11 protein-coding genes and 1 tRNA gene are annotated in these 12,695 nt (G+C 45.6%); 10 read left to right on the plus strand and 2 right to left on the minus strand.

What is annotated here, in order from left to right:
- Window positions 1–70 precede the first annotated feature (70 nt).
- Window positions 71–898 carry a class I SAM-dependent methyltransferase gene (locus J7545_RS01880; RefSeq protein WP_318701381.1) on the plus strand — a complete coding sequence of 276 codons (828 nt, stop codon included), beginning with the start codon at window positions 71–73 and terminating at the stop codon, window positions 896–898.
- A 122-nt stretch (window positions 899–1,020) separates the two neighbouring features.
- Here J7545_RS01880 and J7545_RS01885 read toward each other — a convergent pair whose 3' ends face one another.
- Together J7545_RS01885 and mtnA are read right to left on the minus strand one after the other, a co-directional pair.
- Window positions 1,021–1,560 (minus strand): hypothetical protein, encoded by a 540-nt coding sequence (locus J7545_RS01885; protein ID WP_318701382.1) that lies wholly within the window; start codon window positions 1,558–1,560, stop codon window positions 1,021–1,023.
- A gap of 134 nt (window positions 1,561–1,694) precedes the next feature.
- Window positions 1,695–2,753, minus strand: a complete 1,059-nt coding sequence (gene mtnA / locus J7545_RS01890; RefSeq protein WP_413038765.1) for an S-methyl-5-thioribose-1-phosphate isomerase — start codon at window positions 2,751–2,753, stop codon at window positions 1,695–1,697.
- Between the two features lie 203 nt (window positions 2,754–2,956).
- Here mtnA and J7545_RS01895 point away from each other — a divergent pair, with 203 nt between their 5' ends.
- From J7545_RS01895 to J7545_RS01935, 9 genes are all read left to right on the plus strand, one after another.
- Window positions 2,957–4,669 (plus strand): NAD(P)-binding protein, encoded by a 1,713-nt coding sequence (locus tag J7545_RS01895; protein ID WP_318701384.1) that lies wholly within the window; start codon window positions 2,957–2,959, stop codon window positions 4,667–4,669.
- Between the two features lie 132 nt (window positions 4,670–4,801).
- A complete protein-coding gene (gshA, locus tag J7545_RS01900) occupies window positions 4,802–5,941 on the plus strand; it encodes a glutamate--cysteine ligase (protein WP_318701385.1) in 1,140 nt (379 codons plus the stop codon).
- A gap of 81 nt (window positions 5,942–6,022) precedes the next feature.
- Complete coding sequence (locus tag J7545_RS01905; RefSeq protein WP_318701386.1) at window positions 6,023–6,490, plus strand: tRNA (cytidine(34)-2'-O)-methyltransferase; 468 nt, start codon at window positions 6,023–6,025, stop codon at window positions 6,488–6,490.
- Between the two features lie 310 nt (window positions 6,491–6,800).
- Entirely contained in the window at window positions 6,801–9,329 is a 2,529-nt protein-coding gene (locus J7545_RS01910) for a peptidoglycan DD-metalloendopeptidase family protein (protein ID WP_318701387.1), read from the plus strand.
- A gap of 95 nt (window positions 9,330–9,424) precedes the next feature.
- Window positions 9,425–9,498, plus strand: a tRNA-Met gene (locus J7545_RS01915).
- Between the two features lie 159 nt (window positions 9,499–9,657).
- Entirely contained in the window at window positions 9,658–10,260 is a 603-nt protein-coding gene (locus tag J7545_RS01920; RefSeq protein WP_318701388.1) for a peroxiredoxin, read from the plus strand.
- A 77-nt stretch (window positions 10,261–10,337) separates the two neighbouring features.
- Window positions 10,338–10,910, plus strand: coding sequence for a bifunctional adenosylcobinamide kinase/adenosylcobinamide-phosphate guanylyltransferase (cobU, locus tag J7545_RS01925; RefSeq protein ID WP_318701389.1), 573 nt, complete (start codon window positions 10,338–10,340; stop codon window positions 10,908–10,910).
- Window positions 10,911–11,194: 284 nt separating this feature from the next.
- Entirely contained in the window at window positions 11,195–11,734 is a 540-nt protein-coding gene (locus J7545_RS01930) for a hypothetical protein (protein WP_318701390.1), read from the plus strand.
- 66 nt (window positions 11,735–11,800) lie between these two features.
- The gene (locus tag J7545_RS01935; protein WP_318701391.1) at window positions 11,801–12,547 is read left to right on the plus strand and encodes a hypothetical protein; all 747 of its coding nucleotides are present in this window, start codon (window positions 11,801–11,803) and stop codon (window positions 12,545–12,547) included.
- The last annotated feature ends 148 nt before the right edge of the window (window positions 12,548–12,695 follow it).

Genomic DNA, 12,695 nt, shown 5'->3' on the forward strand with positions numbered 1-12,695 from the left:
GAAAGCTTTTTCTAGGGGCGAAGGGTATTTCGCCCCTAACCACACATTGCGTTTGTCGTTTTTGCGATCGATGGCTGATTTAAAAGAGTATTTAGAGTGGGTTTCATCCCAAAGTTTAGAAGTAAGAAAGGATTGGTATTCATCAGTTGCTGAAGTTTACGATCGCACTCGACCTCGGTATCCGAAAAGTTTACTCGATCGCGCCCTAGACTGGGGTGTTTTATCTGCTCAGTCACGGGTGTTGGAAATTGGATGCGGGCCCGGAACCCTGACGTTTGATTTGGCAGAAATCACGGATTTAATTGTAGCACTCGAGCCTAGCTTTGCTGCGTATGAATTAGCGCGGAAAAAAAGTGAGGCGTTTGCTCATGTGCGGTTAGTGAATTCCTCGTTTGAAGAGTGGGATCGCCAGGGAGCAACCTTTGATGCAGTGGTTGCCGCCTGCTCTTTTCATTGGATTTCCCCAGAAGAGCGCGATCGCCAGATCGTCGAATGTTTGCAACCCAATGGGTCACTGATTTTACTCTGGAATACGCCACCTAGACCCGAACCGAAAGTGTGCGCTATTCTAGATCGGGTCTATGAGCATTACGATCCCTCCCTCGGTCATTTCGATCGCTTAGACGATCATAAGCAGCGTTTAGCTCAGTTAGAAGAAACATTAAGTCGTTCTCAGGTGTTCGATCATCTCCGCTGCGATCGCGTGATGTGCGATCGCCAATATACCATTGACAGCTATCTGGGTTTGTTAAGCACTTTATCGCCCTATCTCATGTTAGAGGGTCAAGAGCGCGATCGGCTCTTCCAAGACATACAAAAGGCTTTACACGATCGAGGAATACAAGAGTTTCTAACCTCCTACCTCTCGGTCATTCAAACTGTAACAATTAGAAATTAAGGGCACTTCTATTGATCCCTTTTCTTTCTCTTGCGGTCGCGATCGCTATATCCCCTATAGACGGAGACATTTGCCAAGGCGAAAAAAATCGTTTTCCAAGAGGTTACTCAACCCTAGATTGGCTATAGGGAAAATGGAAAAGTTACGGTCTCATCTTCCATATTTACCTTACCAGTATTCTCTGTTCTGTTTCCTTTGACTAGCAAACTAACGTTAAATGGAACCTCTTGGACAGATTGTTGACAGCGAGAAAAAAACGTAACTTTAGCGACATAATCTCCCGCAGGTGCTCCCCCTGTGGGCCAAAACACATTTTCCACAGGATTTACAGTTGTTTCCTCACAGTTTGCATTAGAGTCAACATCTAATTCGCCTCCGGATGCTACGCGGGTATTGCTATATAATACTTCGTCGCCACTAGGGTCGATAACTGATAAATCCAAATCGTCAGTTGTGGCCCATTTTAAAGTTACTTGTACATCTCCCGTACCTAAAATTTGCTCGCTTCCTGAGCACATCGTCGATAAATTGGTAACCTCTCCTTGGTTATTGACCATAAAACAGCCGGTGTGTTCTTGGGACAATACACGATTGTGGCCGCTCAACAATAATACCAGGAAAACAGCAGCGATCGCCAAAGTTAAACTTTTAGTGAGTTTCATTTTCATTGCTGATATTAAGATTAGGATGCCAAATTCTGCCACAGCATTAAGGAGATGCTATGGAAGGATTGCAGTAAGTAATTGTATTGATTGTAATGGATTATTCGGATTTGATATACTATTAAATCTTTTTTTTAAGTTTGAGTTTCTAGTTGATATAACTCCTGGGGAGCAACCGCACCTTTTTCCGTAATAATAGCCGCGATCAACTCCGCCGGGGTGACATCAAAAGCCGGGTTATAATACTCTACCCCTTTCGGAGTAATCCGTGTTGCGCCCACTTGAGCCACTTCTTGACTATCGCGCTCCTCAATCGGAATTTCTCCCCCATCGGCTAACTTAAAATCTACCGTAGACAGGGGAGCCGCCACATAAAAGGGGATATTATGGGCTTTAGCTGCTAAGGCAACACTATAGGTTCCAATTTTATTCGCGGTATCGCCATTGGCGCTAATGCGATCTGCCCCCACGACTACCGCATGAATCATTCCTTGTTGCATACAATGGGCTGCCATATTATCCGTAATTACCGTAACCGGGATGCCTTCTTGTACGCATTCCCAAGCAGTCAGTTTTGCCCCTTGTAACCGAGGACGGGTTTCATCGGCATACACCCGATTTAAACGCCCATTTTCCCAGGCACTCCTGACGACACCCAATGCTGTTCCATATCCGGCTGTCGCCAAAGCGCCCGCGTTGCAGTGAGTGAGTAGATTTAACCGCTCTGGAGTTTCTGGTAATACGCTAACCCCATGTTTGCCTATTTCCTGACAAGTCTGTAGATCGTCGGATTGAATCTCTTGAGCCGTTTCTAATAATTTAGCCTGAATCTCTCCCACAGAACTGGATATACTTCTTGCTGTCTCTAACATCCGTTCAATTGCCCAAAACAAATTGACTGCCGTAGGGCGAGTTTGTCGTAGCATTTCGGCGATCGCTTCAAGTTGCTTCAGAAACTCCGTAGAATCTCCAGTTGCAATTTCTCTGGCTCCCAATGCCATGCCATAAGCCGCCGAAACGCCTATAGCAGGCGCTCCCCGAACAATCATCGTTTTAATCGCCCGCGCCATCTGGGTAGAATTATCAATCGAGACTGTCGTATATTCTCCAGGTAAACGAGTTTGATCGATTAGAATCACACATTGATTTTCCCGATCCCAACAGACAGGATAGACGGCAGTATTGGAGAGCATGACAATATTATTCACAATCCATTCACCCCTCTATCATACTGGTGAATCGGCAAAAGTTCGCCTTGGTTTACGGCCTACTCCCTATTGCCTAGTCTGATGGTGTATTGAGTTACAATCTGGGTCACCCTACTCATCAACAATGGAAAATTAGACTGATCTCAACCCGACTCATTCAGCTCAAGACGGTGATACCTTTCCTTTCTATGAAACCTCGAATTATCGTTTGTGGTCTTGGACGCACTGGATACACTATCTATTCCCTTCTCAGACAACAGGGAGCTACGGTGATTGGCATCTCTACTGAACCGCTTGCTGGCGAACATACCAATATCGTGGTAGGGGACTTGCGTTCAGCCTCTTCTCTGATGAAAGCTGGAATAGTCGAAGCCCATACCTTGGTGATTGCCAGTAATGATGATGCTGAGAATTTAGCAATTTTAGTGCAAGCGCGGATCTTAAATCCCCAGATTCAAGTGATTAATCGCTTGTTTAATATTAACTTAGGCGATCGCTTAGACCGAACGCTACCCCAGCACACCACCATGAGCGTCTCTTCCCTCGCTGCACCGGTATTCATGTTTGCTGCATTTGGCAATCATGCCATTGGCCAACTGAAACTCTACAATCAAACTTGGCCAATTTATGAGGAATATATTGATACTAATCATCCTTGGCTAGGCATGAGCCTGACTGCTTTATGGGAAAATCCCCATCGAATGCTGATTTACTATCTGCCTCACCATGGCAAAACCGATTTAGTTTCTGGGGTATTGCAAGAGCGAGAGTTACAAATTGGCGATCGCCTCATTCTAGCCACAGAACCGAGTCCTAAAAAATTCCAAACCTCTGCGATCGCTAAAATAGGTAAGTTCGTTACCTATTTGCGCCAATTTCAACAACACTTCCAATCCTCGGTGCTAGTCACTCTTTTCCTTTGTCTGACCATTCTGATTGCCACCTTTACCTATACCACCATTAACTGGGAAATTCCCATCGTTGATGCCCTCTATTTTTCCGTGGGTATGATTACCGGTGCAGGAGGACAAGAAGAAGTTGCTGAAAAAGCTCCTGCTGCCATTAAACTATTTACCGCCTTTATGATGCTCATTGGTGCAGGCATTGTTGGTATTGGCTACGCATTGCTTAATGATTGGGTGTTAGGGACTCGTTTCCGCAAACTCCTAGAAACTGCCCCCATTCCTCAACGCCATCACTATATTGTTTGTGGTTTAGGCGGTATCGGTATGGAAACCGTCCGTCAACTCCATGCCAAAGGCTATGATGTGGTGATTATTGAATCCGATCCTAAGTGTCGGTTTTTAAATACCGCCTATTCTCTCAAAGTCCCCGTCATTGTCAGTGATGCCTGTTTAGCAACCACCCTAGAGAGCGCCAATATCCAACAAGCAGAGAGCCTATTTGCCGTGACCAGCAATGATACGATTAACCTGGAAATCGCCCTCAGCAGCAAGGGATTAGTCCCGAAATTACGGGTTATTGTCCGCAACCAAGACCCCCATTTTGCCAAGTTATTCCAACAAGTCTTTGATCTTGACTCGGTTCTCAGTCCTATTGATTTAGCGGCTCCTTCCTTTGCCGCTGCTGCCCTAGGAGGTAGAATCTTGGGCAATGGTATGACGGGTGGAAGTTTATGGGTAGCTCTAGCCGCTTTGATTACCCCCAGTCATCCCTTTTGTGGTCAACGGGTTGAAGATGCAGCCATACAAGCGGATTTTGTGCCCCTATATTTAGAGACGACCTATCATCAGGTGATGCATAGCTGGGAGTTACTAGAGGCGACGTTAACCCCTGGAGATGTTTTGTATTTGACGATGCCAGCCAGCCAACTCGATCAGTTATGGCGGGTGAAACCCTCTTCTGGAGCAGTTTGGGGAAATCAAGAGAATAGGGAATAGGGAATACCAGAAAACCGGATTTTATTCTATATGAATATGAATCCTCATGAATCCTCACTATTTTTTCGCCCCTACTTTTGCCTAGGGATCTCAAGCGCTATAAGCTAGAACTAGAATACTTGAGGAATAGCTATGCTCCTCTCCAAAGGCTTTGAAATTGAAATGTACACCGGCACTCCCCAAGGTGAGATTGTCGGTCTTTCCGATCGCATTGTGGCCGATCTGAATGGTTTTGTCCGCGAACCCGATAGCCGTAATGTGGAGTATACCACTGCTCCTTTATGTCGTTACGAGAGTTTGTTGTGCGAACTGCTTCAGCCTCGACAACGGTTGCGCCAATATCTCAAGGAGCTAGGCGATTATACCTTAATTCCTGGCAGCACTTTATCGTTAGGTGGAGGCGATCGCTTTTATCGCTCTGACCCCAAGAATCCTTACCATGGATATATCGAAAAAACTTATGGCACGAAGGTGGTTACTGCCAGTATTCATATTAATATCGGCATTGCCGATCCAGGAGTGTTAATGCAGGCTTGTCGTTTGGTGCGCCTGGAAGCCCCCTTATATCTAGCATTAAGTGCGTCTTCTCCCTTTTTTAATGGTCAGTTAACGGGTTCCCATTCGACTCGCTGGCAAGTGTTTCCCCAAACGCCTGAGTTTGTGCCCTTGTTTGAAAGTCATCGCCATTATATTGATTGGACTCAGGAACAGTTGGCCCAAGGAACTATGCAAAATGTGCGTCATTTGTGGACATCTGTGCGTCCCAATGGAGATCGCCGTCCCTATAACCTGAATCGTTTAGAATTGAGAATTTGCGATCTGGTCACTGATGCGATCTCCCTTTTGGCGATCACAGCGCTGTTAGAGGCTCGTTTATGGCAATTGATTAGCGATCGAGGGTTAGACCCCCTACATATATATAGGGGCGATCTTCAAAAATTGGTGCATTTAACGGCTGAAAATGAACAAGCAGCAGCTCAGTCGAGTTTGGATGCTCGATTAACCCATTGGCAAGATGGACGCTCTATTTTGGCAAGGGAGTGGATAGAAGAACTCTACAATCAGGTTTTGCCTATAGCCAAAGAAAAAGGCTTTAGTTGTTTCCTCTCCCCCGTGAAAAAGATTTTGCGCCAGGGAAATGAAAGTTTACGATGGTTAAAGGATTATCAAGTCCATGGTAATCTAGAAAAGGTCATGCAAAAGGCGATCGCTGCCACCGAACAAGAAGAACGAGAGATGGCCGAGCAGCTCTGTCATCCCTTAGTTGCTTAATCTTCGCTCAACAAATAATCATCTCAGTTGAAGCAATCCGAGGGCTAGATTTGATTAAAATTTCTGATATTATTAAAGTTTATGGTTAGGGTGGTTCTGGTTCATCCCCAAATTCCTCCAAATACCGGAAATATTGCTCGAACCTGTGCAGCAAGCTCTACTCCCCTACATTTGGTGGGGCCCCTAGGCTTTGAAATTAGCGATCGCTATCTGAAACGGGCCGGGCTGGATTACTGGCCATTTGTCGATCTGACTTATCATCTAGATTGGGAAACCTTTACCACCCATCAACAAAACCAAGGAGGGCGATGCATCGGCTTTAGTACCTCGGGCACAACCAACTATATCGATTTTGCCTTCGGTCACAATGATTGGCTCCTATTTGGTAGTGAAACCCAAGGCCTGCCCTCCGAGGGCCTCCATTACTGTGATTGTGTGGTCAAAATCCCCATGGCTCAACCCGGAGTCCGTAGCCTGAATCTCTCAGTCAGTACAGCCTTGGGTCTCTTTGAAGCCTGTCGGCAACTCGGAAAACTCGATCAACTTTAAAACCCTAATCGATAGTCTTTGTCGCGATCAAAAATAAGAAATTTCTATCAGAAGTGGATTGATACCCATCAAACCTCCTGAAACCCCCTGATAATCTAGGTAGTAGAAGAAGATGACAATTTGAAGAGTCAGAGCTAAAATCATTGAAACAAAAATTAACGCTTGTCAGAATTGGAAAAGCAAGGTAGTCTTGCCTAAGCCTATTAACAGTCTGTGATCTTGATCTATGAACTCCAGTGTTTCCAATCACGAAAGTTAGGTTATATTAACTCAGACACTGTTAAGCGCTCGTCTATTAGGAGGTCGTTCTTTGAAACGAGCAAATTCCCAGAAAGATAATCAATCGGTTCTGCTTCCCACCGCTGTATTCCATGCAGAATTAGGTCACTCGAAGCAGGTTTCCCCCGATAGCAACCGTAGGGTGTGTACATCAGCAGCCATGATTGGCTTGGCTGCGATTTCCATGGGTTTACCAAACCTATTATTCCCAGAAGGTCAGCAAGCGGCTAGAGCAGCAGAACCAGCAACGCTTGACCCCACTCAAACTACCGACCGAGCCTCCCAACCGAATTTAACCGGTCCGGGAATATCAACCACAGTAGTTTCTTCAGGGTTCAATGCAGCAACTGCTTCTCTGGGAAATGCGCCTGTGATGCCAGAAAGTGAAGGGTTTTCCAGGGCGGAAATCTTAAGCCCAGAATCCCCATTCTTGACATCGCAGCCTCCGCTAGTTAAAACAGCCTTAGAGGAAAAGAGCCTCTCAACCTCTGAACTCTCAACCCAAGAAATAAAGCCAGAAGTTCCAGTTATTCTGACTCCAGAGTTCATAGATGCATCTGATGCATTGAATGAAAACCAACCGGTGGCTCAACAGCAGAAAGAACAAGAGCAAGCAGCCTTAGATGAGGCCGTTAGCTATGTAGCGGTATTAGAATCAGTCAACCCAGAGTCATCCCGAACCTTAACCGTTCTGCCCTCTGGAAAAACTGCCCCCAAGTTCCAAAGTCTGCCTGCACCTGTAGAGGAATCACCTGTGAAATCAGAATCGGTGATTGTGACCCTACCAAAAGAAGCCAAAGCAGAAGAAGTTACAGCAGTTAAACCTTCTTGGCAGCAGATGCAAAGTGAAACAGAGGGAGTAGCACCCGTTAATTCCACTTGGACAGTTAAGCCAATCACTGAGCCTCAAGTGGATGCGACACCCAAGAAAATCACCCTAGAGGTTTATCAAGTTCAGTCGGGAGATACGGTCAACACTATTGCCAAAACCCATGGTGTGGACTCATCAGCGCTCATTGAAGCCAATCAACTGAGTAATCCAGATCAACTGGAAGTGGATCAGTCCTTGGCAGTAACTCGATTTGAAAATTCCACATCAGGGATATCCTCTGCTGCGGTAGCGCCGTCTTTACCCTGGAAAGTAGAGGGAGAGTTACAACCTGTACCAGAGTTTGATGGCACCCCGAAACTATTTACTCCATCTCCAGAGATTGCCTCAACAGAGACTCTAGCCAACCCAACTCTGAAAGCTGAAACTGAAACAGGAGCTGCTCCAGAATTACAAGAAGCTACTCCTCTAGTCGAACCTACTCATACAGAAGTTGAAGAGTTATCGGGGCAACCGAAAGAGCAACTTAAGGAAATGAGTGGGAGTGAGCCGGAATTACCGAGCTTGACGATCGCGCCTTCCTTGAATTCTACTTCTGTAGCGTCTCGGTTCTCTCCGAGAGACTCGGTGTTTCCTCAACCCGTACTGCATCAAGTTAGAAGAGGGGAAACCTTAGATTCGATCGCCCGTCGCTATGGCGTAACGCGATCTGAGTTAATCCGAGTGAATCACATTACCAATCCCAATTTGATTCAAGTCAATCAAAACTTAAAGATTCCTAAGAGCCAAAGCCTAGACTCGATAACGGCAACTCCCGCAATTCCAGGGATCAATACCACCGAGATTAGTTCTGCTGCTATTGATTCTCAGCAGCCGGTTCCCTTAGTCAGCTTCAATAATGACTCGTCATCCCAGAAGCAGTCTACCCCTAATCCTACTGAAGAGAGTGCTTATAGTACCTATGTGGAAGGGTTAACGACAGAACTGAATCAGCTTCGCCAACAGTATCAAAATCAGCCGGCAAGCGTGACTTTACCTCTGACTCAACCCTTAACCCCAGTACAACAGCCAGTGACTTCCGTAGCTCGACCTGTAGAGCGGGTAAATTCTGAGTTTTCTACTTCTAGCTCTACAGGCAACTTGGAAGAAGACTTGCGGCGTTTACAGGAAAAATACCGCTCTTCAAGTCCTTCTACTCCACAGACTCCTGCTTCTGGAGCAGGGCAAAATGTAGCGGTTGCTCCTCTCGGACCAGATGCTTACGACCCCAGTAAGTTGCCTATTGGAGAAATGGTGTCGCCGGAAGTGCCGCCATTGGCTCCGAGTGAACGCTATCTTCCTGGCGATCGCATGAATGGCTATATCTGGCCAGCACAAGGAGTTTTCACCTCTGGATATGGTTGGCGCTGGGGCAGAATGCACCGGGGTATTGATATTGCTGGGCCCATTGGTACACCAATTTTCGCGGCTGCTCCAGGGGTCGTGGATTATTCGGATTGGAATTCGGGGGGTTATGGCTATTTGGTGGATATTCGTCATCCTGATGGAAGTCTGACTCGCTACGCCCACAATAACCGCCTGTTAGTCCGCAAGGGGCAAAAAGTTCGCCAAGGTCAGCAAATTGCTGAAATGGGGAGTACCGGTTACAGTACCGGCCCTCACCTGCATTTTGAAATTCATCCGGCTGGACAGGGCGCAGTTAACCCTATGGCTTATTTACCTAACCGCTAAATTTGGATGGTTAATAAGGGAGATCGGAAAAATGTTTTCCGATCTCCCTTGCTTTTTGGATTGAAATTAGGTTACAATAGCGAAGTTGTGGTTTTGGCTCGGTAGCTCAGTTGGTTAGAGCAGGGGACTCATAAGCCCAAGGTCGGCAGTTCAAATCTGCCCCGAGCCATATAAATATTTATAGAGTTTCCGAAACCGTCTGTATCTCCTAGATATAGGCGATTTTTATTTCCTTGACCACTGAAGATTAGGGAAAGTTGGAAAAAAGGAGTCATAACGACTATGAGTATGATATGATTCGTAACAATATGTAACGGAGAAAGCAGACATGACTCAATCTGAAGGATGTATCCGCGTTGGACAGGCGGCTCCTGACTTTACGGCAACCGCAGTGGTCGATCAAGAGTTTAAGACGATTAAACTATCAGACTACCAAGGTAAGTATGTGGTGATCTTCTTTTATCCCCTAGACTTCACCTTTGTGTGTCCGACTGAAATTACTGCCTTTAGCGATCGCTTTGAAGAATTCAAGAAGTTAGGAACCGAAGTCCTAGGCGTTTCTGTAGATAGTGAATTTTCTCACTTAGCTTGGATTCAAACCGACCGTAAATCTGGTGGTGTTGGCGATCTGAACTATCCTCTAGTCTCCGATATCAAAAAAGAAATCAGTGCTGCCTACAACGTCCTCGATCCCGATGCTGGGGTTGCTCTGAGGGGTCTATTCATCATTGATAAAGAAGGCATCATTCAACATGCCACCATCAACAACTTAGCCTTTGGTCGCAACGTTGATGAAACTCTGCGCGTACTGCAAGCCATTCAATATGTTCAAACTCACCCCGACGAAGTTTGTCCTGCGGGTTGGCAACCGGGTGAAAAAACCATGAATCCCGATCCTGTAAAATCCAAAGTTTACTTCGCAGCCGTATAAAAGATACAGCTCAGAAGTCTATTAACCAGGTACACTAAACGTACCTGGTTTTTTCATAGGGAATTGAGCAATTGAGTATGAGAACGGATTCTTCTCGTCCAGGAACCGTTATATTAGTGACGGGACCAGCGCGATCGGGAAAAAGTGAGTGGGCAGAAAGGTTAGCCCAAAAGACAGAAAAGGCAGTGGTTTACGTTGCTACAGCGCAACTCGACCCAAGCGATGTAGAATGGCAACAGCGTATTGAACGACATCAACAGCGTAGACCTCCACAATGGCAAATGAGGGAGGTTCCGAAGGAGTTGAGCCAATGTCTGGATGGGGGACAGGAAGGGGAGTGTTTATTAATTGATTCTTTAGGAACTTGGTTAGCGAACTGTCTAGAATACGATCAAGAAGTATGGGAGTTGATGGAGCAAGAGTTGTTATTGGCGATAGAACGAACACAAGCAGATCTGATTTTGGTAGCAGAAGAAACGGGATGGGGGGTGGTCCCAGCCTATCTTTTGGGACGAACCTTTCGCGATCGCCTGGGGCACTTAGTTCGTCATTTAGGAGCGATTGCTAACCCAGTGTACTTAGTGACGGGGGGCTATATCCTCAATTTAACTGAGTTAGGTACTCCTTTAAATTCAATCACCAATCTTTAGAGTTTTATAAGCTTTGATCGCTCAATTTCTTGTGTTTGATGGAGATACGATATAGGGGATTGAGGTTAAGATAGGAATAGGGGAAGATCGGGAATAGGAACTAGCGCACTCAAGCAATTCCCCTTTCTGCTGTCCTTACGACCAAGATCTTTAGACAGAGCCGAGCGCCAATTTCTCCAGACCCCTCGATCGTGAACTGACTAGCACTAGGCATGATCAGCCAATCTCTCAACGTATGATCTCTGTTTTCAAAACTCATAAGCTGTATTTAGGTTAGATTATTTATGGCATCCGCAGACCAAGTTAGACAATATTTAGCCCACTGGCTCCAGTTAGGGCGTAAAATTTATATTCATAATGGTGATCGCACTCTTTCTCCCCATCCCGTCATTGAAGGAAATCGCTATAGTAAAGCCTTTGAAGACTGTTGGCAAACCCTACTTTCCGATCAATCGGGTGACTGTTATTTAGAAGATACAGATCAGACTATTGCCGAATTACTCACGCCCAAATGGGACATAATTCTGTGCTGTCGGTGTGTGATGCCCGTTCCTATGACTATTGGTAGCATGGAGACTAAAAATTGTCCTTGTATTCGTTTATCAAGTTGGCCCAATTTAGACTTACCCTTACCGCGATCGCCTGTGAATAATCAAGCTGCCTTGAATACCATTAGACAAAAGCTGCTCCAAGCGAATGAAAAACAAATTCCTGCGGATCGGGCAGTTTTAGAACCCGGTGAAACCCTTCCCCCAGTCGGTGATGTTGACAGTGAATTACTCAATCAGTTGCCGAAATGTCAATGTTCTCATCAGGTGGCTTAATATAGCGCTACACGCTAGGGAATAGGTAGACTTTAAGAATGAAAGTTTCAAAGACGAGCAATGGTGATGGGGAAAATTTTTATTTGGACAATCTGGTTGGTTTATGTGGTTTATCTTTTGTTTTCTGACCTGCCCCCTGGCCCCTCTTTGCTGCATATTAATTCAGAATTACTGCAAGAAGTCTGGGATTTAAGCTTAAACTTTTGGTTTATTACTCCCCTGGTTTTACCTGAACAAGCGCCGGTTTTACATCCTACCTTAGAAGGGTTATTTAATATTGTTGTGGCTTGGGCTTTATTATTATGGGGCTTCCTGGTGGATGGTCGAGGTCAACGGTGGCCGATGTTTCCGTTTTTAGTGGGTATTGCCTTTTTGACGAATGTGTTTTATTTGCCTTGGTTAGGGATTAGACGCAGGAATCCAGAATTAGGCGATCGCCCTCTATCGCGATTAGAACAAGTTACAGAAAGTCGTGGTTGGGGTATTTTCTTAAGTGTAATTGTCCTGATTTCCATAAGTTGGGCGATGTTTGCAAGACCCGAATTTGGTGATATTGGGCAACGATCGCAAGAATTGATGCAGATTATTAGTCGCGATCGCCTGGCGTATTCCTTTGCGATCGATTTGCTCTTCTTTTCCCTGTTTCAATCTTGGCTAGTGAATGATGATATGGCTCGTCGCCAATGGTACAATTCTACTCTGCTGTGGATTACCCGCCTAATTCCATTTTTTGGTCTGGTCGTCTATTTCCTCCTGCGTCCTTCTCTGGCGATCGATGAGAAACTGGTCTCCCTGGAGGAAGAACAGGCATAATACAGCACTTCGCGCGGTAATAGGTAATAGGTAATAGGTAAACCATTTTTCACGCTATAATGCCCATTCTTCCGGCTTTTCATGGGAAGGCACTCTCAAGGAAAATTTCGATTACTGTACCTCATAACATCGAAAAGTGCTGTATCCC

Origin of the sequence: Roseofilum sp. SBFL (genome assembly GCF_017746885.1) — a bacterium.
Taxonomy (GTDB): Bacteria; Cyanobacteriota; Cyanobacteriia; order Cyanobacteriales; family Desertifilaceae; genus Roseofilum.

Excerpts from the sequence above, each read along its gene's own strand:
- J7545_RS01880 (WP_318701381.1), top strand. The coding sequence starts at position 71 with ATGGCTGATTTAAAAGAGTATTTAGAGTGGGTTTCATCCCAAAGTTTA.
- J7545_RS01885 (WP_318701382.1), bottom strand. The coding sequence starts at position 1,560 with ATGAAACTCACTAAAAGTTTAACTTTGGCGATCGCTGCTGTTTTCCTG.
- mtnA (WP_413038765.1), bottom strand. The coding sequence starts at position 2,753 with ATGCTCTCCAATACTGCCGTCTATCCTGTCTGTTGGGATCGGGAAAAT.
- J7545_RS01895 (WP_318701384.1), top strand. The coding sequence starts at position 2,957 with ATGAAACCTCGAATTATCGTTTGTGGTCTTGGACGCACTGGATACACT.
- gshA (WP_318701385.1), top strand. The coding sequence starts at position 4,802 with ATGCTCCTCTCCAAAGGCTTTGAAATTGAAATGTACACCGGCACTCCC.
- J7545_RS01905 (WP_318701386.1), top strand. The coding sequence starts at position 6,023 with ATGGTTAGGGTGGTTCTGGTTCATCCCCAAATTCCTCCAAATACCGGA.
- J7545_RS01920 (WP_318701388.1), top strand. The coding sequence starts at position 9,658 with ATGACTCAATCTGAAGGATGTATCCGCGTTGGACAGGCGGCTCCTGAC.
- cobU (WP_318701389.1), top strand. The coding sequence starts at position 10,338 with ATGAGAACGGATTCTTCTCGTCCAGGAACCGTTATATTAGTGACGGGA.
- J7545_RS01930 (WP_318701390.1), top strand. The coding sequence starts at position 11,195 with ATGGCATCCGCAGACCAAGTTAGACAATATTTAGCCCACTGGCTCCAG.
- J7545_RS01935 (WP_318701391.1), top strand. The coding sequence starts at position 11,801 with ATGGGGAAAATTTTTATTTGGACAATCTGGTTGGTTTATGTGGTTTAT.